Source organism: Acidovorax sp. GW821-FHT09A11, assembly GCF_059418365.1.
In genome coordinates, this window is sequence record NZ_JBWKPS010000009.1 from 18,311 (window position 1) to 41,398 (window position 23,088).

The 23,088-nt window shown below is 67.9% G+C and carries 20 protein-coding genes; 9 read left to right on the top strand and 11 right to left on the bottom strand.

The window, feature by feature from the left end:
* Positions 1–10: 10 nt before the first annotated feature.
* The 11 genes from AC07PV_RS20010 to AC07PV_RS20060 form a co-directional block, all read right to left on the bottom strand.
* On the bottom strand, positions 11–247 hold the full coding sequence (locus AC07PV_RS20010; RefSeq protein ID WP_494598336.1) for a hypothetical protein: 237 nt from the start codon (positions 245–247) through the stop codon (positions 11–13).
* The gene (gene fdh3B, locus AC07PV_RS20015) at positions 244–861 is read right to left on the bottom strand and encodes a formate dehydrogenase FDH3 subunit beta (protein ID WP_218295860.1); all 618 of its coding nucleotides are present in this window, start codon (positions 859–861) and stop codon (positions 244–246) included. The genes AC07PV_RS20010 and fdh3B overlap by 4 nt, the downstream gene beginning before the upstream one ends.
* Before the next feature lie 111 nt (positions 862–972).
* A complete protein-coding gene (locus AC07PV_RS20020; protein ID WP_218339525.1) occupies positions 973–3,939 on the bottom strand; it encodes a formate dehydrogenase subunit alpha in 2,967 nt (988 codons plus the stop codon).
* Positions 3,940–3,952: 13 nt separating this feature from the next.
* Positions 3,953–4,165, bottom strand: coding sequence for a formate dehydrogenase (locus tag AC07PV_RS20025; protein ID WP_492807080.1), 213 nt, complete (start codon positions 4,163–4,165; stop codon positions 3,953–3,955).
* 146 nt (positions 4,166–4,311) lie between these two features.
* Positions 4,312–4,926 (bottom strand): TorD/DmsD family molecular chaperone, encoded by a 615-nt coding sequence (locus AC07PV_RS20030; RefSeq protein WP_494631148.1) that lies wholly within the window; start codon positions 4,924–4,926, stop codon positions 4,312–4,314.
* Positions 4,927–4,940: 14 nt separating this feature from the next.
* Positions 4,941–7,016, bottom strand: coding sequence for a 4Fe-4S binding protein (locus tag AC07PV_RS20035; protein WP_494631207.1), 2,076 nt, complete (start codon positions 7,014–7,016; stop codon positions 4,941–4,943).
* A complete protein-coding gene (locus AC07PV_RS20040; protein WP_218339527.1) occupies positions 6,976–7,695 on the bottom strand; it encodes a DUF3306 domain-containing protein in 720 nt (239 codons plus the stop codon). Before AC07PV_RS20040 ends, AC07PV_RS20035 begins: the two co-directional genes overlap by 41 nt.
* Complete coding sequence (locus AC07PV_RS20045) at positions 7,688–8,275, bottom strand: DUF3305 domain-containing protein (protein ID WP_218339528.1); 588 nt, start codon at positions 8,273–8,275, stop codon at positions 7,688–7,690. Before AC07PV_RS20045 ends, AC07PV_RS20040 begins: the two co-directional genes overlap by 8 nt.
* 63 nt (positions 8,276–8,338) lie before the next feature.
* Entirely contained in the window at positions 8,339–11,248 is a 2,910-nt protein-coding gene (fdhF, locus tag AC07PV_RS20050; RefSeq protein ID WP_494631150.1) for a formate dehydrogenase subunit alpha, read from the bottom strand.
* Positions 11,245–13,155 carry an NADH-ubiquinone oxidoreductase-F iron-sulfur binding region domain-containing protein gene (locus AC07PV_RS20055; RefSeq protein WP_494631151.1) on the bottom strand — a complete coding sequence of 637 codons (1,911 nt, stop codon included), beginning with the start codon at positions 13,153–13,155 and terminating at the stop codon, positions 11,245–11,247. Before AC07PV_RS20055 ends, fdhF begins: the two co-directional genes overlap by 4 nt.
* 161 nt (positions 13,156–13,316) lie before the next feature.
* The gene (locus AC07PV_RS20060; protein WP_218295868.1) at positions 13,317–14,267 is read right to left on the bottom strand and encodes a LysR family transcriptional regulator; all 951 of its coding nucleotides are present in this window, start codon (positions 14,265–14,267) and stop codon (positions 13,317–13,319) included.
* 154 nt (positions 14,268–14,421) lie between these two features.
* On the opposite strand from AC07PV_RS20060, the gene AC07PV_RS20065 reads away from it, so the two are divergent.
* The 9 genes from AC07PV_RS20065 to AC07PV_RS20105 are packed head-to-tail and all read left to right on the top strand — an operon-like array spanning position 14,422 to position 23,081.
* The gene (locus tag AC07PV_RS20065; RefSeq protein WP_369643157.1) at positions 14,422–15,468 is read left to right on the top strand and encodes a 4-hydroxythreonine-4-phosphate dehydrogenase PdxA; all 1,047 of its coding nucleotides are present in this window, start codon (positions 14,422–14,424) and stop codon (positions 15,466–15,468) included.
* Positions 15,469–15,487: 19 nt separating this feature from the next.
* On the top strand, positions 15,488–16,660 hold the full coding sequence (locus AC07PV_RS20070) for an L-rhamnonate dehydratase (protein WP_218295869.1): 1,173 nt from the start codon (positions 15,488–15,490) through the stop codon (positions 16,658–16,660).
* A 10-nt stretch (positions 16,661–16,670) separates the two neighbouring features.
* Complete coding sequence (locus AC07PV_RS20075) at positions 16,671–17,600, top strand: dihydrodipicolinate synthase family protein (RefSeq protein ID WP_494631152.1); 930 nt, start codon at positions 16,671–16,673, stop codon at positions 17,598–17,600.
* Positions 17,601–17,614: 14 nt separating this feature from the next.
* Positions 17,615–17,953, top strand: coding sequence for a hypothetical protein (locus AC07PV_RS20080; RefSeq protein ID WP_218295871.1), 339 nt, complete (start codon positions 17,615–17,617; stop codon positions 17,951–17,953).
* Positions 17,950–18,897, top strand: coding sequence for an SMP-30/gluconolactonase/LRE family protein (locus AC07PV_RS20085; protein WP_218339534.1), 948 nt, complete (start codon positions 17,950–17,952; stop codon positions 18,895–18,897). The genes AC07PV_RS20080 and AC07PV_RS20085 overlap by 4 nt, the downstream gene beginning before the upstream one ends.
* Positions 18,894–19,844 carry a YncE family protein gene (locus AC07PV_RS20090; RefSeq protein ID WP_218339535.1) on the top strand — a complete coding sequence of 317 codons (951 nt, stop codon included), beginning with the start codon at positions 18,894–18,896 and terminating at the stop codon, positions 19,842–19,844. The genes AC07PV_RS20085 and AC07PV_RS20090 overlap by 4 nt, the downstream gene beginning before the upstream one ends.
* Positions 19,841–20,605, top strand: a complete 765-nt coding sequence (locus AC07PV_RS20095) for a cytochrome b561 domain-containing protein (RefSeq protein ID WP_218295874.1) — start codon at positions 19,841–19,843, stop codon at positions 20,603–20,605. Before AC07PV_RS20090 ends, AC07PV_RS20095 begins: the two co-directional genes overlap by 4 nt.
* Positions 20,606–20,620: 15 nt before the next feature.
* Positions 20,621–21,715 carry an ABC transporter ATP-binding protein gene (locus AC07PV_RS20100; protein WP_218295875.1) on the top strand — a complete coding sequence of 365 codons (1,095 nt, stop codon included), beginning with the start codon at positions 20,621–20,623 and terminating at the stop codon, positions 21,713–21,715.
* Positions 21,716–21,749: 34 nt separating this feature from the next.
* Positions 21,750–23,081 carry an ABC transporter substrate-binding protein gene (locus tag AC07PV_RS20105; protein WP_369643164.1) on the top strand — a complete coding sequence of 444 codons (1,332 nt, stop codon included), beginning with the start codon at positions 21,750–21,752 and terminating at the stop codon, positions 23,079–23,081.
* Positions 23,082–23,088 lie beyond the last annotated feature (7 nt).

A 23,088-nucleotide genomic window follows, 5' to 3' on the forward strand; every position in this document is an offset into this window, starting at 1 on the left:
GAACCTCGCTTCACTTGGTGCGGGTGTATTCGTTCTGGCCGTACTGCTGGCGCGCCTTGAGCTGCGCTTCCCAGCCGGCCTTGTCCCCGGCCTTCCAGCCAGGCTGGGTGAAGTTGCTGCCCGTGCCGGCATATGGCGGCGCGTCGCTGCGGATGCCCGCGCCCGTCTGGGGTTTTTCGCCGCAGCCGGCGAGGGCCGCGACAGCCCCTGCCGCTGCAAGAACAACAAGAAAGGGAAGCCGCTTCATGACTTGCCCCCCGCAGGCTGGCCGGCCTGCTGCGAACCGTAGGCCGTGCCCCAGCCCCACACTTCGGCGCCCTTGCCGCGCTGCACCACGCGGTTGCGGAAGATGTCGGCCACCACATCGCCGTCGCCGGCCAGCAGGGCCTTGGTGGAGCACATCTCCGCGCAGGCCGGGAGCTTGCCCTCGGCCAGGCGGTTGCGGCCGTACTTGTCGAATTCGGCCTGGCTGCCGTGGTCCTCGGGCCCCCCGGCGCAGAAGGTGCACTTGTCCATCTTGCCGCGCACGCCGAAGGTGCCCTGCGACGGGAACTGCGGCGCGCCGAACGGGCAGGCGTAGCTGCAGTAGCCGCAGCCGATGCACACATCCTTGTCGTGCAGCACCACGCCTTCTTCGGTGCGGTAGAAGCAGTTGACGGGGCACACGGCCATGCAGGGTGCGTCGCTGCAGTGCATGCAGGCCACCGAGATGGACTTCTCGCCGGGCACTCCGTCGTTGAGCGTGACCACGCGGCGGCGGTTCACGCCCCACGGCACCTCGTGCTCGTTCTTGCAGGCGGTCACGCAGCCGTTGCATTCGATGCAGCGCTCTGCGTCACAGATGAATTTCATTCGTGCCATTGCTGTCTCCAATCAGCGATTCAGGTTTTGCCGCCGGGCCGCCCCAAGGCAAAACGCGGCCCCCTCGGGGGCAGCGCAGTACACAAAGTGACAAGCGTGGGGGCCATGTCTTCAGGCGCGTTCCACGTTGCATATCGTGGTCTTGGTTTCCTGCATCATGGTCACGCTGTCGTAGCCATAGGTGGTGGCCGTGTTCACGGCCTCGCCGCGCACCACGGGCGCCGCGCCCTTGGGGTAGTACGCCAGCATGTCGGCGCCCTGCCAGCGGCCCGAGAAGTGAAACGGCATCCATACCGTGTCGGGCGCCACGCGCTCGGTGACGAGCGCCTGCACATTGAGCCGCGCACCCGTGGGGGAACTGAGCCACACGCGCTCGCCGTTGCGGATGCCGCGATCCGCCGCCGTCTTGGGGTTGATCTCGACGAACGATTCCTGCTGCAGCTCCGCCAGCCAGGGATTGGAGCGGGTTTCCTCGCCGCCGCCTTCGTATTCCACGAGGCGGCCCGAGCTCAGGATGAGCGGGAATTTCTCGTGCACCTTGTCGGCCACGTTCTTGTCCTGAAGGCTCTTGTAGAGCGTGGGCATGCGCCAGAACGCCTTCTTGTCGTCATGGGTGGGGTATTTGGCGACAAGGTCCGGGCGGGTGCCGTACAGCGGCTCGCGGTGCTGCGGAATGGCGTCGGGGAAGTTCCACACCACCGCGCGCGCCTTGGCATTGCCAAAGGGATGGCAGCCATGCTTCATCGCCACGCGGATGATCGCGCCCGTCGGGTCGGTCTTCCAGTTCTTGCCCTCGGCCTTGGTTTTCTCGGCGTCGGTGAGGTCGTCCCACCAGCCCAGCTTCTTGAGCAGCACATGGTCGAACTCGGGGTAGCCCGTGGTGATCTCGCTGCCCAGCGAGTGCGAGCCGTCCTCGGCCAGCAGGTTCTGGCCGTCCTTTTCCACACCGAAGTTGGCGCGGAAGTTGCCGCCGCCATCCATCACGTGCTTGGAGGTGTCGTACAGGTTGGCCGAGCCGGGGTGCTTGAGCTCGGGCGTGCCGTAGCAGGGCCAGGGCAGGCCGAAATAGTCGCCCGTGAAGTCGTAGCCGGTGTCCTTGTCCTTGCCTCCCTTGGCCTTCAAGGTCTTCACGTCGAACACGTGCATGTTCTTCATGTGCGCCTTCAGGCGCTCGGGGCTCTGGCCGGTGTAGCCAATGGTCCACACGCTCTTGTTGATCTCGCGCAGGATGTCCTCGGGCACGGGCTCGTCCATGCCCTTGACCTTCTGCATCTTGTAGTTCTTGGACAGCTCGGTGGCAAAGCCCAGCTTCTCGGCGAACTGGTGCATGATCATGTGGTCGGAGCGGCTCTCCCACAGCGGATCGATCACTTTCTCGCGCCACTGCAGCGAACGGTTCGAGGCCGTGCAGGAGCCGCTGGTCTCGAACTGCGTGGCCGCGGGCAGCAGGTACACGGCGCGGTTGGGGTTGAGGTCCTCGGCCTTGCCGGGCATCGCGGCCATGGCCGCCGTGGCCGAGGGGTACGGGTCCACCACCACCAGCAGGTCCAGCTTGTCCATGGCCCGCTTCATCTCGAGGCCCCGCGTCTGCGAGTTGGGCGCGTGGCCCCAGAAGAACACGCCGCGCAGGTTGGAGTCCTGGTCGATGAGCTCATTGTTCTCCAGCACGCCATCGATCCAGCGCGACACCGTGATGCCGCTCTTGGTCATCATCGCGGGCGAGGCGTACTGCTTCTTGATCCATTCGAAATCCACGCCCCACACCGCCGCGAAGTGCTTCCAGGAGCCTTCGGCCAGGCCGTAGTAGCCGGGCAGCGAATCGGGGTTGGGGCCCACGTCGGTCGCGCCCTGCACGTTGTCATGGCCCCGGAAGATGTTGGTGCCACCGCCGGTCTTGCCCACATTGCCCAGTGCCAGCTGCAGGATGCACGATGCGCGCACCATCGCATTGCCGATGGAGTGCTGCGTCTGGCCCATGCACCAGACGATGGTGCCCGGGTTGTTCTCGTGCAGCATGGTGGCGACCTTGAGCATCTGCGCCTCGCTCACGCCACAGGCATCCTGCACCTTGTCGGGCGTCCACTTGGCCAGCACGTCCTCGCGCACCTTGTCCATGCCGTAGACGCGGTCGTTGATGTACTTCTTGTCTTCCCAGCCGTTCTTGAAGATGTGGTACAGCAGGCCGAACAGGAAGGGGATGTCGGTGCCCGAACGGATGCGCACGTATTCGTCGGCCTTGGCGGCCGTGCGGGTGAAACGCGGGTCCACCACGATCATCTTGCAGCCGGTTTCCTTGGCGTGCAGCATGTGCAGCATGCTCACCGGGTGGGCCTCGGCCGCGTTGGATCCGATGTACAGGGCGACCTTGCTGTTCTGCATGTCGTTGTACGAATTGGTCATGGCGCCGTAGCCCCATGTGTTGGCCACGCCGGCCACCGTGGTCGAGTGGCAGATGCGCGCCTGGTGGTCGCAGTTGTTGGTGCCCCAGAAGCTCACGAACTTGCGCAGCAGGTAGGCCTGCTCGTTGTTGTGCTTGGACGAGCCCACGAAGTACACGCTGTCAGGGCCGCTGGCCTTGCGCAGCTCCTGCATCTTGGCGGTGATCTCGTTCAGCGCCGTGTCCCAGCTGATGCGCTCGTACTTGCCGTTCACGAGCTTCATGGGGTAGCGCAGGCGGTACTCGCCATGGCCATGCTCGCGCAGCGCGGCACCCTTGGCGCAGTGCGCGCCCAGGTTGATGGGCGAGTCGAACACGGGCTCCTGGCGCACCCACACGCCGTTCTCGACCACGGCATCGACCGCGCAGCCCACCGAGCAGTGGGTGCACACGGTGCGGCGCACTTCGATCTTGCTGTCGCCCAGGCCCACCTTGGCGCCTTCGGCGGCACTGGACTTCTTGACCAGGGTCAGCTGCGACGCGGCAATGCCGACGCCGACGCCCAGGCCCGAGCGGCGCAGGAACGAGCGCCGGTCCATGGTGGGCAGGGCCTGCGACAAACCGCGGCGCAGGCTGTGGACAAAGGGAGATGCCGGGGCTGCGCCGGGCGCGGCGTGCGGCGATTTCTTGGTGAGCAACATGGGGCGCCCCGCGTCAGAGTTGGGTGGTCTTGTAGTACTGCTTCACATGGGCGGACAGGTGGTACCCGCCGCCCTTCTCCGGCGCCACGCGGGGGGGCGCGGACACTGCCGCATCGGAAGACGGCGCCACCTGGGGAAGGGCCACCACGGCGGCCGCTGCGGCGCCGACGGTGGCGGCGCCGGCAAAGAAGCTGCGGCGCGAGGATGGGGGTTGGCTGTTCTGCATGCTTGTCTCCAGAATGGCTGGCAGCTATGAAAGGCTGTTCATACAGTCTATGTCACTGAGTGCAACACTGCAATTGAGGCAAATACCTCCCACCAAGTTACTCACCTTTTATAGCGGCCCGGCCAGACGCCGCGAGCGCGCCCCGCTCAATCGAGCATGTCGAAGCCCTGCGCCTCCACGGCCACGAAAGCCCGCGTGAATGCGGCCAGCGCCGCATACAGGCGGGCCTGGGGGTGGGCCGCCAGCGCATCGCACAGCGCCCCGGTCCAGGGCTGCAGGTGCGTTGCAAAAAAGTCGCGCTGGGACGCCAGGTTGCACACGGCCACGTCGTCACCGGCAATCAGGTAGCGCATCACCTCGCACAGGTAGGCGATGTGGTCTTCGGTCTCGGGCATGGCCGCCTCATCACGCGCCAAACCCAGGCGGGCCAGGTCGGTGCGCAGGCGGGCCAGGGGCTTTTCGTTCAGGAAGCCGCTCAGGTAGTGCGATGCGTACAGGTAGACCTCGGGCTTGCCCACGCCGCCGAACAGGCGGTCGAACTCCAGCGCCACGGCCGCATCATCCAGCGCGCGCGCCGCACCCACCAGTTGCTGCCAGGGCTCCTGCAGAAAGCCGCCAGCGGCCGGAGCCTCCGTCACGGCCACGCGCAGGGCGGACAGCAGTTCGGGGCCGGGCGCCGCGTAGTACAGCTGCGACAGCAGGCCATACAGCTCGGCGCGCGCGGTTTCTTCGTCCAGCGCCGCGCTGCCGGGGGTGGTCATTGAAGGTTGGGCGCTCACAGGTCCGTCACTTTCGCTTCGCTTTGGGAGGAATACAGGTCGATCACGCGGCAGTCGCTGCACATCTTCAGGCGCTCCAGCGCCTCGCCCTGGAACATGGGATGGCCCGAGAGCTTGCCCAGCATGGCCTCGATGGCCTTGACCGTGCCAAACGGCTTGCTGCAGCGCACACAGGCCCAGGGCTTGGCTTCGTTGAGCACGCGCAGCTGCGCGCGCTCGGGCGTGAGCAACAGGCGCGGCTGCAGGGTGATCGCGTCCTCGGGACAGGTGGTGGCGCACAGGCCGCACTGCACGCAGTTCTTCTCGATGAAGCGCAACTGGGGCAGTTGCGGGTTGTCCTGCAGGGCGCTGGCGGGGCACGCGCTCACGCAGCTCAGGCACAGCGTGCAGCGGTCCTTGTCCACGGTGATGCTGCCCAGCGGGGAGCCCGCGGCCGGCAGCGCAATGGCATCGGGCCGCACCGTGGCCGGGGCTGGCGCGTGGTCGATGAGATGGTCCAGCGCCATCTCCAGCGTGCTGCGCTTTTCCTGCGCCACGGCGAAGCGCGCGGCCACGGCGGGCGTGGCCTGGCGGGTCTGCCCCAGCGCCTGCAGCGCGGCATCGAGCGCCGTGGGATGCACCGCTTTGACCAACTGCAGGTGGCTGCCCGTGTAGCCCAGCCCGCGCAGGATGGCCTGCGCCACATCCATCTGCGCCTGCAGGCCTTCGAGGTACTGCGGCGCTTCTTCATCGGTCACCAGCACCACGACCTGCGAGGCACCGTAAGCCACGGCGCTCAGCCACAGGTCCACGCCCAGGCTGGCCGTGTGCCACACCGCCACCGGAATCACCCGCGCCGGCACGCCGTGCGCCACCTTGAGTTGCGCCGCGCGGCCCAATTCCTCCACCAGCGCCTGCCCGCGCTCCTGGCTGTGCAGCAGCACCACGGCGTCCTTGCCGCCGGCCGCGGCATAGGTGGACAGCAGCGTCTTGAGCTTCGTGCCCTGGTCCGTGGCGCCGGGGTAGGCATAGGTCAACGCGCCCGTGGGGCACACCGTGGTGCAGGCACCGCAGCCCACGCACAAATGCGGGTTCACCTTGATTTGTTGGCGGCTCTTGTCGCTGGCAATGGCCTCGGCCGAGCAGATGTCCACGCAGGCATTGCAGCCCACGGTTTCATTGCGGCTGTGGGCGCACAGCTTTTGCTTGTAGGCAAAGAACTTGGGTTTCTCGAACTCGCCCACCAGTTCGCGCAGGCGCAGCAGCGTGGCGATGTCGCGGCCGTCCCAGCGGAAGTACCCCTGCGGCAGCGCGTGCTGCACGAAGGTGGGCGTGGCCGTGGCCGCGCGCAGGTCGAGCACCATGTCGAAGCGCTCGGTGTGCGGCGCGGCTTCGCGGGTGAAGTCGATGGCGCCCGCCACCTGGCAGACCTTCACGCAAGTGCGGTGCGACTGGCAGGCCGACAGGTCGATCTGGTAGTCCAGCCCGATGGCGTTTTCGGGGCACGCGGCCACGCAGGCATTGCAGCGGGTGCACAGGTCCAGGTCGATGGGGTTGTCGGCCGTCCATTGCACATCGAACGCGCCCAGCCAGCCAGCAACGCCCGTGATGCGCCCGCCCAGCACCGGAAAGCGCCGTGCCTGCGCGCCCCCCGCAGCGCCCGGTCCCTGGGTGAACACCGTCACCTCCAGCACGTCGGACACCATGGCCGCCGCACGCTCGGCCGCATCCAGCGGCCCGATGATCAGAAGGCGCCCTGCGCTCCTGAACGTGACCGTGGGCACGGGTGCGGGCTCGGGCAACTGCGCGGCGGCCAGCAGCGCCGCGATCTTGGGGGTGGCCTGGCTCGCATCGCGGCTCCAGCCGCCGGTCTCGCGGATGTTGACGAAGCGGAGGGGGGAGATGGCGCCCTCGGTCTGCTGGCCCAGCTCGGCGAACAGGCGCTGCTCCTGCGTGCAGGCCACCACCACGTCCTGGCCGGTCTTGATGGCCTGCTGGAAAGCGCCGGCTTCGCGCCGGCACAGCGTGGAGTGAAGGGTCAGGCCCTGGTCGTCATGCAGTGCCGCGCCCAACGCCTTCGCGTCGAGGGGCATCGTCTGGTTGCAGTCGCAGATGAGCGTCGTGGTCATGGTCGGGTTGGCTGGCTGGCGCGTCGGCTGTCCCGGTGGGGGACAGCGCGGGCGCGCCGGGCTCGCTGGAGGACTCGCTAGGAACAGCGGTGCATACCCCCGACTGTGCCACGCCCGCGGCCTCTTGCGCCTCCGCATCATCCCGATGCTGAGCGGGACCCGGGGGCTTTGCCGCAGCGCCCTCCGCGTCCGGGGAGGGCTTTTCATGGTCGAAGAAGCCCATGGCATGGGCGCTGGCCATTTTGCGCAGCATGCCCTCGGGCAAGGGATCGGGCTGCGTGTAGTCGCCGATGTAGATGTCCAGGCCGTCCATCACGTTGAAGTGCGGGTCGGCGAACAGCTTCTTCATCGCCAGGTTGCGCACCTCGGGCGAGACCGCGCGCTGCACGAAGGGCTTGAAGTCGGACGCGGGCGTGAGCGCTTGGGCATCGGCCAGCGTGGGCGGCGGTGGCGCCGGGTCGACGGGCGGCGGGTTGTCCGCCGCTGGGGGATGGGCGGCCTGCCCCGTCGCCGCTGCCGTGACGGGCAAGCCCTGCGCCGGCACGGGGGGCAGTGCGGCGGCGGGCGGTGGGTCTGCCACCGGCTTGCCCTCGCGCACCTCCTGCTTGCGGCGCGACCAGCGCCCGAGGAATCCGTCAGCCACGGTCTGCCCTTCCCTGCTCCACGACGCCACCACCACCACGCCCGCCGCCGCCGCGCTGTTTCTCGGTGGAAACGGCCGCAGGGTTGCCAAAACGGTCCTGCAGCGGGCGGAAGCTGTCGGGGCGCTTCCTGCGCTTGGGCTCGGGCTGGTAGTGCTCGGCCACGAAGGCGCGCAGCACCTCCAGCACCTCGGGCGGGGCGGGCACCTGCTCCACGGTTTCCTGCGCGTCCAGCCAGCGGCCGGCGTCGTGGTAGCTCAGGCTCACGGCCACGGGGCGCGCCAGCGGGATCTCGCCCGTGCCGGTGTCCTCATCGCGGCGCCACAGCACGAACCAGCACGGGGCCGGCGAGGTGAGGTTGAGGTGGTACCCCTCGGCATCGTCGCGGAACAGCTCCACCACGAAGCCGGGGAACAGCCAGCGCTGCTCGCGCTCGTCGCTGAGCAGGCGGCGCGGCGCGGTGCCGAAGGTGGGCTCGTTGATCACCACCTCGGCCAGCGACCAGCGCCAGGGCTGCCAGCGGTTGTCGATGCGCTCGCAGCGCATGATCACGGCAACGTCGGTGTGGGGGCGTTCGGTCATGGGCGTTGACTGTACTCCGCCCTCAGCCGGCGCTCAGGCAAAACCAGGCGGCTTTGCGGGTTCTCAGTGCGGCGCATTGGCCTGCGCCACCTCCAGCCGCTCGACGGCCACCGCGCAGTACTTGAACTCGGGGATCTTGCCGAACGGGTCCAGCGCCGCGTTGGTCAGCAGGTTGGCCGCCGCCTCCACATACGCAAACGGCATGAACACGGTGCCGCGCGGCGTGCCGTCGTCCCGCCGCACGCGCACCTGCACCATGCCGCGCCGCGAGCGGATGCCCACCAGCGCCCCGGGCGCCACGCCCAGCCGCGCCAGTTCGTCGCCATGCAGCGATGCGGTGGCCATGGGCTCGATGGCGTCGAGCACCGTGCTGCGCCGGGTCATGCTGCCCGTGTGCCAGTGCTCCAGCTGGCGGCCGGTGATGAGCACCAGGGGGTAGTCGGCATCGGGCTTTTCGGCCGCCGGGATCACGCTGGCGGGCACCAGCTGCAGGCGGCCCGTGGGCGTGGGGAATGTTTCGGTGAAGACGATGGGCTGGCCCGGGTCGCCCTCCGTGAGGCAGGGGTAGGTCACGCTGGAGTCGCGCGCGAGGCGGTCCCAGGTGATGCCCTCGATGCTGGCGTGCATGGCCTGGCGCATTTCGTCGTAGACAGCGGCCACGCCGGACTCTTCGCCTTCGTAGTTCCAGCCAAGCCCCATGCGCGCGGCGATCTGCTGGATGATCCACAGGTCCGGCTGCGCTTCGCCGGGCGGGTTCAGGGCGCGGCGGCCCATCTGCACCATGCGGTCGGTGTTGCTGGCGGTGCCGGTCTTTTCGGGCCAGGCGCTGGCGGGCAGCACCACGTCGGCCAGCCAGGCGGTCTCGGTCAAAAAGATGTCCTGCACCACCAGGTGCGACAGGCTGGCCAGCGCGTGGCGCGCGTGGTTCAGGTCGGGGTCGCTCATGGCGGGGTTCTCGCCCATGATGTACATGCCGCGCACCTTGTGCGGGTCGCTGTCGTCGGCCAGGGCCTTGTGCATGATCTCGACCACGGTGTAGCCCGGCGCCTCATCGAGCCGGGCGCCCCAGAAGTCCTCGAACCAGGCATGCGCCTCCGCGTTGTCCACCCGCTGGTAATTGGGGAACATCATGGGGATCAGCCCCGCGTCGCTCGCGCCCTGCACGTTGTTCTGGCCGCGCAGCGGGTGCAGGCCGGAGCCGGGCTTGCCGATCTGGCCGGTGACGGCGCACAGCGCGATCAGACAGCGCGCGTTGTCGGTGCCGTGCACGTGCTGGCTTACGCCCATGCCCCACAGAATCATCGAGGCTTTGCTTTTTGCAAACGCCCGCGCCACCTCGCGCAGCGTCTCGGCCGGGATTCCGCACACCGGGGCCATGGCCTCGGGGCTGCAGCCCATCACGTTAGCCTTCAAGGCCTCGAAGTTGTTGGCGCGGTCGCGGATGAAGGCTTCATCCACCAGGCCTTCGTCGATCACCGTGTGGATCAGCGCGTTGAGCATGGCCACGTCGGTGTCGGCCTTGAACTGCAGTGTGCGCCAGGCATGGCGGCCGATGTCGGTGATGCGCGGATCGGCCAGCACGATCTTCGCGCCACGCTGCGCGGCGTTCTTCATCCAGGTGGCCGCCACGGGGTGGTTGGCCGTGGGGTTGGAGCCGATCACGAAGATCAGCCCGGCATGCTCCACGTCGTTCACCGGGTTGCTCACCGCGCCCGAGCCCACACCTTCGAGCAACGCGGCCACGCTGGAGGCGTGGCACAGCCGCGTGCAGTGGTCCACGTTGTTGCTGCCAAAGCCGGTGCGCACCAGCTTCTGGAACAGGTAGGCCTCTTCGTTGCTGCCCTTGGCCGATCCAAAGCCTGCGAGCGCCTTGGGGCCGTGCGTGTCGCGCAGCGACCTGAGCGTGCCGGCGGCCAGGCCGAGCGCCTCGTCCCAGGTCGCTTCGCGGAAGGTATCGCGCCAGTCGGCGCCGTAGGGCCGCACCTCCTTGGGCACGCCGCTCTTGCGGATCAGCGGCACCGTCAGGCGGTCGGGGTGGTGGGCGTAGTCGAAACCAAAGCGCCCTTTCACACACAGGCGGCCGTGGTTGGCCGGGCCGTCGCGGCCCTCGACGCTGATGATTTTTTCATCGCGCACGTTGTAGGTGATGAGGCAGCCCACGCCGCAGAACGGGCAGACCGAATCGACCTTGCGGTCCACCGCCTGCGGGCCGATGTGCGTCTTGGGACTGAGCGCGCCCGTGGGGCAGGCCTGCACGCATTCGCCGCAGGCCACGCAGGCGCTCTCGGCCATGGGGTCGTCGAGGTCGAAGACGATCTTGCTCTGCGCGCCGCGCAGCGCGTAGCCGATCACATCGTTGACCTGTTCCTCGCGGCAGGCGCGCACGCAGCGGTTGCACTGGATGCAGGCGTCCAGGTTCACCGCCATGGCCGGGTGGCTCAGGTCGGGCGCGGGCTGCTCGCGGCGCAGGGCCTTGAGGGCCGGGCGCACGGCCACGCCCAGGCGGTCGGCCCACTCGCTCAGTTCGCCGTGCTGGCCTACCGTTTCTGAAATATTTGAATCAAATTTGCCGCTAGCGATTGATGGATAAGCGCCACCAGCTATCAATTCAGGAGTATTTGATTGGTCGTCGTTCCAGCGATAGCCCACATCGGGCATGTCCGACAGCAGCATCTCCACCACCATCTGCTGGCTCTTGCGGGCGCGCGGGCTGGCGGCCGACACCTTCATGCCCTCGGTCGGCGCGCGGCAGCAGCTGGGGGCGAGCGTGCGCTCGCCGGCGATCTCGACCACGCAGGCGCGGCAATTGCCGTCGGGGCGCAGGCCGTCGGTGTAGCAAAGGTGGGGAATGTCCACGCCATGGCGCTGCGCGGCTTTGAGGATGGTTTCACCGGCGTGGGCGGTGACGGGCTGGCCGTCCAGCTCGAAGGCCACGCCAGGCCGCGCCGCCGTGGATGTCAACACGGCGCTCATGGCTGCAGCCCTCCGGGCAGTTGCTCGGCGAGCGGGCTGTTGCGCGGCCTGGGCAGGTCGCCTGGCCAGGGCGCCTCGCCCACCTCGTGGGCAAAATATTTGTGGATGCAGCGGATGGGGTTGGGCGCCGCCTGGCCCAGGCCGCAGATCGACGCATCGCCCATCACCTGGGCCAGGTCGTCGAGCAGTTCTTCATCCCACTGCGGGGCGCGCATCAACGCCGCAGCCTTGGCCGTGCCCACCCGGCAGGGCGTGCACTGGCCGCAGCTTTCGTGCTCGAAGAAGCGCATCACGTTCAGCGCCGCATCGCGGGCCCGGTCGTGCTGGCTGAGCACGATGACGGCGGCCGAGCCGATGAAGCAGCCGTGGGGCTGCAGCGTATCGAAGTCGAGCGGGATGTTGCTCAGGCTGGCGGGAAGGATGCCGCCCGACGCGCCGCCGGGCAGGTAGGCATACAGCTGGTGGCCGTCGGGCATGCCGCCGCAGTATTCATCGATGAGTTCCTGCACCGTGATGCCCGCAGGCGCGAGCTTGACGCCGGGATGCTTCACGCGTCCGCTCACGCTGAAACTGCGCAGCCCCTTGCGCCCGTGGCGGCCAAAGCTGGCAAACCACTCGGGCCCGCGCTCGATGATGTCGCGCACCCAGTACAGCGTCTCGAAGTTGTGCTCCAGCGTGGGCCGGCCGAACAGGCCCACCTGCGCGATGTAGGGCGGGCGCATGCGGGGCTCGCCACGTTTGCCTTCGATGCTCTCGATCATGGCCGACTCTTCACCGCAGATGTAGGCACCCGCGCCGCGCCGCAGCTCGATGTGCGGCAAGGGGCATGGCGGTTCGGCGCGCAAATCCCGCAGCGCCGCCTGCAGCAGCGCGCGGCAGCCGTGGTACTCGTCGCGCAGGTAGATGTAGATGGCTTCGGTGCCCACCACCTGGGCGGCGATGAGCACGCCTTCCAGAAAGCGGTGCGGGTCGCGTTCGAGGTAGGTGCGGTCCTTGAAGGTGCCGGGCTCGCCCTCGTCGATGTTGACGGCCATCAGCCGTGGCGCGGGCTGGTCGCGCACGATGCGCCATTTGCGTCCCGCCGGAAAGCCTGCGCCCCCCAGGCCGCGCAGGCCCGAGTTCTCCATGGCCGAGAGCACTGCCTCGGCATCCATTTCGCCGTTGACCAGCGCGGCGGCCGTCTGGTAGCCGCCGTGCGCGCGGTAGGTGGCGAGGTCGGTGTGGGCGGGACTGACCGGGTCTGGCTGCGCAGGCACGCTGTGTTCGGCCAGCGCGGCAATATCAAAATTGATAGCTGCCAGCGCTTGTGGATGAAGCGCCAGGGCCCGATTTGGCTTCGAAATGATGGTGTCCAGCACGGCATCCACCGTGGCGTGTGGCACCGGGCACTGGTGCACCACGGCCACGGGCGCCTGCTCGCAGCGGCCCACGCAGGGCACGGCCACCACCTGCACATCGCCCTGCCCTGCACCAAGGTTCATCGCGCGCAGGCGCCCGGGCAGCTCGGCCAGCAGTTCATGTGCTCCGGCCAGGCTGCAGCTCAGGCTGTCGCACACCCGCAGCACCAGGCGCGGGGCCTGGGCATCCTCGCCGCGCACGATGTCGAAGTGGTGGTAGAAGCTGGCCACTTCATACACCTCGGCCATCGGGCGGTTGAGCTGCTTGGCCAGCGCCACCAGGTGGCGGTCGTGCAGCACGCCAAAGTGGTCGTTCAGCCGGTGCAGGTATTCGATGAGCAGATCGCGCCGAAAACCATCGGCCGGGCGCGGCCCCAGCAGCTGCGCCACCTCGGCCAGCGCGGCATCCTCGGGCTGGCGGCCCTTCAGGCGGCTCTTGCGGCGGATGCGCTCGCGCATGTCGTTGACGGACACGGCGGCCACGGTGGGGGCTTCGGGTGCAGGATTCATGGATCGGGATCGTGGGGGGCGCGCAGCGGTGGTTATGAAGCCGCCTGCATACCGCAGGCTGGCGAGCGCAGTGTCGACGAGGCCCGCGGGGGCGTCAAATTGCTTACGCACATGGGACGATCACAAAAACAAATGAGCCCGGGCCGTCCCCTGCGCGGCCGCTACGCCTGCGGCGGCGGCGGGCGGCTGCGATGCAGCGCCGACAGGAAGTAGCGCGCGGCCTGTGGCAGGGGGCGGTCCCTGCGCGTGATGGCGCCGAACTCGCCCATCTTGTGCTTGATGTGGCAGGGCAGGATCTTGAGCAGATGGTGCCGCGCATAGATCGTGGCGATCGACAGCGGAATCACGGCCACCATGGTGGTGTCCGCGATCAGCTGCATGGTGGTCAGGATGGAGGCCGTCTCGATCAGGCCACGGGGCGGCGGCGCGTGGAGCGAGCGGAACTCCTGGTCCAGCACCTCGCGCATGGGGCTGCCGGAGGGCTGCAGTATCCAGGGGTAGTCCAGCAAGCTGGAGAAGGGAACCTGCCTTTTCTTGGACAGCGGATGCCCCACTCCCACCACTACGGCCAGCGACTCGTTGGCCAGCGGCTGAAAGCCGAACAGGGCCTTGTGCTCCGGCCGCACGCGCCCGATGGCGATGTCGATCAGGCCGTCCTTGAGCAGTTCGACCAGCCTGTCGCTGGTGTCCAGCGTCACCTGGATGGTGGTCAGCGGATAGGTCTTGTTGAACGCGATGATGGCCTGGTTCAGCAAGGTGGGCAGCGGCGCCATGATGCAGCCCACCGCCAGGCGCCCCGCGCTTCCCAGTTTCAGTTCATCGAGTTCGCGGGCCATGGACTCCATCGAGCCGCGCATGCCCTGGAAGTACCCCAGCACGCGCTCGCCGGCCGGTGTCATCCGCTGCCCCCGCCCCTCGCGTTCGAACAGGCGCTGCCCCAGCGCCGACTCCAGCTCCTGAATCATCTTCGTGGCGGCGGGCTGGCTCATTCCCAGCTCGACCGCCGCCCCCCGCAAGGTGCCATGTTCGGCAAAAGCCAGCATGAGGGCGACCTGCCGCATGCGCAGCCGGTTGAGCAGTTGCGAGACGACAAAAGGACTTGTTTTGTGCATGGAGGAACCGCCTCTGGCTTACGGGAAAACCCAGCGTCAAATCATAACCAGTGATTATTAGTTATGCTCAATTTTTGAATTTACGTTAACTATCCGCCTCCCAATAATCGGCCCACATGCAGCAGGCGACACCACCCAAAACCGAATCCCATCCATGACAAACGCCGCAAAACCGGTCGTGGCCCTGACCCTGGGCGACCCCGCGGGCATCGGTCCTGAGCTCATCGCGAAGCTGCTCAGCCGGCCTGACGTCCACGAGGAGGCCAACGTGGTCGTGGTGGGCGACATCTGGGTGTGGAATGCCGGCCAGCAGACCGCTGGCGTCGCCGTGCCGACACACCCCGTCGCGACGCTGGCCGAAGTGCGCGACCGCCCCCAACAGGACCGGCCTGCCTTTGTGCCGGTGGCGTCCATCGATGCCGGCAAGGTCCGCTGCGGCCACGTGGCGGCGGAATGCGGGGCCTCCGTCCTTCAGGTGCTGAACCTCTGCATGGACGCGGCCCAGGCCGCCCATGTGGACGCCATCTGCTTCGCCCCCCTGAACAAACACGCCATGAAGCTGGGCGGGCTCCGCCACGAGGACGAACTGCACCATTTCGCCGCGTACCTGGGAGTGCAGGGCTACTTCTGCGAGTTCAACACCCTGGGCCGCCTGTGGACATCGCGGGTGTCCTCGCACATTCCCCTCAAGGATGCCGCGCGGGCACTGAGCCAGGAACGCATCGTGGCCGCCGCCAGGCTCATCCACCAGTCGCTGCGGGACAGCGGGTTCCCCGATCCCAGGGTGGCCGTGGCGGCCTTCAATCCGCACGCGGGGGACGGCGGCATGTGCGGACGCGAGGAGATCGACATCATCGCGCCGGCCGTCAGGACGCTCCAGGAAGCCGGAGTGCCGGCGGAAGGCCCCTTCCCCGCGGACACGGTGTTCCTGAAAGCGCGCGACGGCCACTACCAGGCGGTGGTGACCATGTACCACGACCAGGGCCAGATCGCGATCAAGCTGCTGGGATTCAGCCGGGGGGTCACCGTCCAGGGCGGGCTTCCCATCCCCATCACCACGCCCGCCCATGGCACGGCCTTCGACATCGCGGGCAGGGGCGTGGCCGATGTCAATGCCACGCACAACGCATTCCGGATCGCCGCACGCATGGGCTCGAACCAGCTGCGCGCCCGCCAGGGCGACCCGCTGGCCGGTGAATGACAGAAAAAAAGAAATCGCCATGAAAATCAAATCGGTCCGCGCGCGCGTCTACGAATGGAAGGGCAAGACCATCGCGCCCCAGGACAACTTCTGCGCCAACGCCATGGACCTCGTCTACTCCAGGACCGAGACCATGAGCACCTTCCGCTTCCACTCTTGGACCGTGGTGGAGATGGAGACCGATGACGGCATCGTGGGGCTGGGCAACGTGGCGCTGGCGCCGCGCATCGCCAAGGCCATCATCGACGAGTACCTCGCGCCGCTGGTCATCGGACAGGACCCCTGGGACTACGAGTACCTGTGGCAGCGCATGTACCGCGCCACCCATGCCTGGGGCCGCAAGGGCGTGACCATGGCCGCCATCTCGGCTGTGGACCTGGCCATCTGGGACATCCTGGGCAAGAGCGTGAACAAGCCGGTGTTCAAGCTGCTGGGCGGGCGCACCAAGGAAAAGATCCCCTGCTACTACTCCAAGCTCTACCGCACCGACCTGGACGCCATGCAGGCCGAAGCGCAGAAGTTCCTGGACCAGGGCTTCACCGCATTCAAGATGCGCTTCGGCTACGGGCCCGCCCATCTGCAGCAGGGCGTGCAGGAAAACCTCAGGTCCGTCGAGGCCGTGCGCGAGGTCATCGGCTACGACAACGACCTGATGCTCGAGTGCTACATGGGCTGGAGCCTCGAATACGCCAGGCGCATGCTGCCCAAGCTCGAGAAGTTCGAGCCCCGCTGGCTGGAAGAGCCCGTGATCGCCGACGACATCGACGGCTATGCCGAACTCAATGCCATGGGCAGCATCCCCATTTCGGGCGGAGAGCATGAGTTCAGCCTCTACGGCTTCAGGCAGCTGCTGGACAAGAAGGCCGTGAGCGTCGTGCAGTACGACACCAACCGCGTGGGCGGCATCACCGCCGCCCACAAGATCAACGCCCTGTGCGAGGCCCACAGCGTGCCGGTGGTGCCGCATGCGGGGCAGATGCACAACTACCACCTGACCATGAGCACGCTGGCCTCGCCCATGGCCGAGTACTTCCCCATCTTCGACGTGGAGGTCGGCAACGAACTGTTCTGGTACCTCTTCGATGGCGAGCCCGTGGCGGAGAACGGTTTCCTGCAGCTCAGGGACGACGCACCGGGCCTGGGCCTCGCGCTCAAGACCGAGTACCTCGACCAGTTCCACATCGTCGGATAAGGGCCGCGGCATGTCTGGACGCTCCACCCCCCGCTACCGTGGCATCTTCCCCGTGGTGCCCACCACCTTCCACGAGGACGGCACGCTCGACCTGGCCAGCCAGAAGCGCTGCCTGGACTTCATGATCGACTCGGGCGTGGACGGCCTGTGCATCCTGGCCAACTTCTCCGAGCAGTTCCTGCTGTCGGACGAAGAACGCGAAACCCTCACCCGCACGGCACTGGAGCATGTGGCGGGTCGCGTGCCCGTCATCGTCACCACCACCCACACCAGCACCGCCGTCTGCGCCGCGCGCAGCCGCCGCGCACAGGACATGGGCGCGGCCATGGTGATGGTGATGCCGCCCTACCACGGCGCCACCTTCCGCTTCAGCGAGGCACGCATCCGGAGCTTCTTCCAGGGCGTGTCCGACGCCGTCGGCATCCCCGTCATGGTCCAGGACGCACCGGCCGCGGGCACGCCGCTGTCTGCGGCCTTCCTGGCCCGGATGGCGCAGGAGATCGAGCAGGTCTGCTACTTCAAGATGGAAACCGCGGGGGCGGCGAGCAAGCTGCGCGAGCTCATCGCGCTGGGCGGCGAGGCCATCGAAGGCCCCTGGGACGGGGAGGAGGCCATCACCCTGCTGGCGGACCTGGAAGCCGGGGCCACCGGATCGATGACGGGCGGCGGGTTCGCGGACGGCATACGCCCCATCATCGAAGCCCACCGCCAGGGCGACAGGGACCAGGCCTTCGCCGAATACCAGCGCTGGCTGCCGCTGATCAACCACGAGAACCGCCAGGCGGGCTTCCTGGCGGCCAAGACGCTGATGAAGGAAGGCCGCGTGATCGCCTGCGACGCACCGCGCGCGCCCTGGCCGCCCATGCACCCGGAGGTGCGCCGCCAGCTGCTGGCCATCGCACGCCCGCTCGATCCGCTGGTGCTGCGCTGGGCGCATTGAAAGCCCTGCCCGCCATGCGCCCTCGCGATCACCTCACCACCCGCAGGCCCCGGGCTGCCGCGTGGGCCAGCGATGACCGCCGCCCCGCCCACCCCACCGCCGCCGCGCCGCGCATCCGCCGCGAGGAAGCCTTTCGCCCCGTGGCCGGCGCGGTCCGCGCCAAAGGGGATGAAGGCACCCAGGGCAGGCCCTTCGTCGCCCTGCCCGCGGACTTTGCCGGGCCCCGCCTCCCGCACGCCGCGCGCTTCCAATGCCACAGCCAGGCCGGGATGGCGACAGCCAACCCGCCCACGGCGGGCACCCACTGCCACCTGCCGTCCGCCACGGCCAAGGCACACCACGCCCAGGGATGATCGTGACCGAATTCCTCGCTCCACCACCCCACATCCTGGATGCGCGCCTGGCCCCTGTCTTCGAGGGCGCGGCGCTGCGGCGGCTGTGCACGGGGGCCGCCTGGAGCGAGGGGCCGGTCTGGCTGCCCCAGGACGATTCGGTGCTGTGGAGCGACATTCCCAACAATCGCATGCTGCGCTGGTCCCCCGCCGACGGCATGAGCGTCTGGCGCGACCAGGTCGATTTCACCAACGGCCACGCGCTCGATGGCGCGGGCAACCTGCTGCATTGCTCCCACGGGCAACGCGCCATCGTGCGCACGCCCCAGGTCGGGGGGCGCCTGCATGCGGACACGCCCGATGAGGTGGTGGTCAGCCACTTCCACGGCAAGCGGCTCAACTCCCCCAACGACGTGGTGGTGCAGAGCAACGGCTGCATCTGGTTCACCGACCCGCCCTACGGCATCCTCGGCGACCGGGAAGGCCACAAGGCGCCCCCCGAGCTGGGCGGCAACTACGTGTTCTGCTACGACCCGTCGGACGGACAGCTGCACAAGGCGTCCGGGTTCCTGCAGGAGCCCAACGGCCTCGCTTTTTCTCCCGACGAAAGCCTGCTGTACGTGAGCGACACCTCGGCCGCGCTGCGCCCGGACGGCACGGGCCACCACCACATCGTGGTCTTCGACGTGCGGGAACACGCGCTGGAGGCCCCCCGCGTGTTCGCCCGGGTCTCGCCGGGCGTGCCGGACGGTTTCCGCGTGGACCACCGCGGCCGGATCTACACCAGCAGCGAAGACAGCGTGCAGGTGCTGCACCCCGACGGAACGCTGCTGGGCAAAATTCCCGTGCCCGAGAAGGTGGGCAACGTGACCTTCGGGGGAACGCGCAGGGACACCCTCTTCATCGCCGCCAGCACCTCGCTGTACAGCATCGTTCTCAACACACGCGGAGCCCCCCGGCCATGACCGACGACGTCCTGCTTCTGGTGGAAAAGTGCAGCCACTGCCTGAGCTACTACGACATCGGCAGCGGTGAACGGCTGGCCAGCATTGCGCTGCCCGACTTCCCGCACGAGTTCGTGATCGACTCGCACCAGGCCTATGCCTACATCGGCCACTATGGCGTGGAAACCTCGGGCCATCCGGGCGCTGGCGGCACACAGATCCTTCAGGTGGACATCGCCCGCAGAAAGCTGGTGCGCTGCATCGACATCGCCCCCTTCAACCGGCTGCACGGCATGCAGATGGACGCACAGGATCGCCTGTACGCGCTCAGCGAAGACCGAGCGCAACTCGTGGTCCTGGACCATCCCGCCACGGACACGGCCCCGCGCAGGGCCGCGAGCACCGGGGGCATCAAGAGCCACCTGTTCGCGCTCACCCGCGACGGACAGACAGCCTATGCGATGAACCTGCTGTCGCACACCGTGACCAGGATCCGGCCCCACGATGCCACGGTGGCTCCCGTGGCCTGCGCTCCCGGCGAGAAACCCGAAGGCTATGCGCTGAGCGGGGACGAGAAGACGCTGTACGTGAGCTGCCGCTTGAGCAACACGCTTTGCGCGATCGACACCGCGACCATGCAGGTCAAGGACCGGGCGCCCTCGCGCGACGATCCCACGCGCCTGTACCTGTACCGGGACGGCCGGCTGGTGGTCACCAACTACGGCGAACGCAGCCTGTCCGTGGTGGACCCCGCCACGCTGCGGGAGCTGGCCCACGTGCCGATGGAGGCGCGGGCCATCGCCCTGAGCTTCCACCCGTCGCGGCCGCTGGCCTTCGTGAGCCAGGACAACGACCTGCTGGGCTGCCTCAACATGGAGACGCTGCAGTTCGAACGCTGGATCGCGACCCAGCGCGAGCCGGATGTCTCGCGCGTGCTGTCCCGCTTTCCTGCACGGGGCGGTGCATGAACGGCCTCATGCAGTGGCTGCTGACGCCCATCAGCGGAGCGGCGCACCACGAGATCGCGCCGTGGGCTTTCTGGCACGCCCGCCTCATGGTTCTGGCCTGGGCCATCCTGCTGCCGCTGGGTGTGCTGGTTGCGCGCTTCTTCAAGATCATGCCCGGCCAGGACTGGCCAGCGGTGCGCGACAACAAGACCTGGTGGCACGCGCACCGCGTGCTGCAGTACGGCGGCATGGCGCTGATGCTGGCAGGCATCGGGCTGGCCTGGGGCAACGCCCGCGGCGTGAGCCAGGCCGCGGCATGGCACGCCATTCTGGGGTGGGGGGTGCTGGGGCTGGGGCTCATGCAGCTGGCATCGGCGTGGGCCAGGGGCAGCAAGGGCGGCCCCACCGACGTGCGGCTGCGCGGAGACCACTACGACATGACCCCGGGGCGCGTGGCCTTTGAATCCGTGCACAAGGCCGGAGGCTATGCCGCCATTCTTCTGTCGATCGCCACGATCGTCCTGGGCCTGGTGGTGGCCGACGCGCCCCGCTGGATGGGGCTGGCGCTCGCGCTGTGGTGGCTGCTGCTGGCGAGCGCATTCGTGGTCCTGCAGCGCCAGGGGCGGTGCATCGACACCTACCAGGCCATCTGGGGCCCCGGCAGCGGCACGGCCGCCAGCCGCAAGCGGCCCGTGGGCTGGGGCATCAGGCGCTACACGGCGGCCCAGTGGCAGCGGAAATTCGGGCAGCGCCACACGCCCGGCCGCACTCCACAACGATAGATGACGGGAGCACCCATGGCAGGACTGGAGCTACGCAACGTGGTCAAGCGTTTCGGCGAGGTGACCGTCGTCCAGCAGATGGACCTGGCGATCCACGAGGGCGAATTCGTCGTGCTGCTGGGCGAATCGGGCTGCGGGAAAAGCACGACGCTGCGGATGATCGCGGGGCTGGAGGAGGTGACGCAGGGGCAGATCCTGATCGGCGACAGGGATGTGACCCATGCCGCGCCCATGGACCGCGACATCGCCATGGTGTTCCAGAACTATGCGCTGTACCCCCACATGAACGTGGCGGAGAACATGTCCTTTGCGCTGCGCCTGTCCGGCCGGCCCTACGCCGAGATCTTCGAGAAGGTCAGGTCCGCGGCCCGCATCCTGAGCATCGAACACCTGCTGGAACGCAAGCCCAGGGAGCTGTCTGGCGGCCAGCGCCAGCGCGTGGCCATCGGGCGCGCCATCGTGCGGGAACCCAAGGTTTTCCTGTTCGACGAACCGCTGTCCAACCTGGATGCCAAGCTGCGCGGCCACATGCGGGCGGAACTGGCCATCCTGCACGAGCGCCTGGGAAAGACCACGGTGTATGTGACCCACGACCAGGTCGAGGCGATGACGCTCGCCTCGCGCATCGTGATCTTCGACAAGGGGGAGATCCAGCAGATCGGCACCCCCTCCGACGTCTTCACACGCCCGGCCAGCCTGTTCGTGGCGGGGTTCATCGGCACGCCGACCATGAATTTCTTCCGGGCCCGCTACAGCCAGGAACATGGCCTCAAGCTGCTTCGCGGAGAAGGCTTCGCGTGGATCGCGCCGGACTGGCTGGTGGCACAGGCCCCACGGGCGGACCAGTCGCTCACGCTGGGCCTGCGCCCCCAGGCGCTGCACCCTTCCAACGCGGGCGTGAGCCTGCTCAGCCTGCAGGTGGACGTCGTGGAGTACCTCGGCACCGAAAGCCAGGTGGTGGGACACATGAACACTCCCTCCGGCCAGCGCGTGGCCGCCATGCTGCCGGGCAACGCGCAGGACCGGCTGCGCCAGCGGGTCGACCTGAGCTTCGACCCGCAGGACATGCACGTTTTCGACACCGCCTCGGGGCGCTCCCTGCGCCCCTGACACACCGCGACACCCCCACCCAGGAGACAAGACCATGAAAAGACGCGATTTCGTAACGAAAACCAGTGCCACGGTGTTCGGTGCCAGCCTGCCCTTGAGCGGAATCCGTGCGCAGAGCCGCTATTCCAGGTACGCGGGCCAGACGGTCACCTTCAGCGTGCCGGCCCATCCCCACTACGACGCGATGATGAAGATCCTGCCGGATTTCACCAGGGAAACCGGGATCAAGGTGGAAACCGACCGCCTGGCCATGGGGCGCATGAAGGAAAAGCAGCTGCTGGAGATGGCCAAGCCGCAGGGCGACTACGACCTGGGCTGCTACGTCGTGATGTGGAAGGGCGAGTACGTCGCCAAGAATCTCATCCGGCCGCTCGACCCGTTCCTGCAGAACCCAGCCCTGGCGGACCCCGCCTACGACATCAAGGACATCATTCCGGTCTATCTCGAAAACCTGGGGCTCGTGGGGGGCCCCAAGGGTTACCTGGCGGGGCCGGGCGCCAAGCTCTACGGTCTGCCCTATGGCGCGGAAACCTCGGTGCTGGCCTACCGCAAGGACATCTTTGCCAAGCACGGCCTCAAGGTGCCCGAGAACTATGCGGAGTTCGCGCAGTTGCTGCGCGTGATCAAGGACAAGGAGGGTATCGGCGCGCTGGCGTCCCGGGGCCAGGCGGGCCATCAGGCCGTGCACGCCTGGCTGCTGCACCTGAACCCGCTGGGCGGCAGCGTCTTCGACGATCAATGGCGCGTGCGCTTCAATGACAAGGCGGGCGTGCAGGCGCTCAAGTTCCTGCAGGAAGTGGTGGCCACGGGCCCCGCGGGCATCGCGGGGTATGGCCAGGGGGAAAGCAACACGGCCTTCCTGCAGGGCCAGGCCGCCATGTACCTGGACTCCACCTCCCTCGCCGGGCTGGTGAACGACCCGGCCAAGTCCCGCATCGCCGGCAAGGTCAGCTGGGCCCTGCACCCCATGGGAACGCGCCGCGCCTCCCAGTCCGGCGGGCTGGGCCTGGCCATCGCCAAGAACGCGAAGAACGCCGATGCGGGCTTCCTGCTCATGCAGTGGCTCACCTCCAAGGCCCAGGACAAGGCCGTCACCCGGGCGGGCGGCGCGCCCACCCGCAACTCCACGCTGGCCGACACCGACCTCGTGCGGCAGTACCCGGAGTTCATCACCTTCAAGGAGGCGCTCAAGTACTCCAACCCCGACTGGCGGCCCATCATCGCGGTGTGGGACAAGATCAACGTGCAGGCGCTCGGGGTCGGCATCTCCGAGGCCCTGACCGGCAAGAAGACGGCCGAGGCAGCGCTCAATGACCTGGTGGCCCCGGTCATGCAGATCATGCGTGAAGCCGGGTACAAAGTCTGAGGCGCGC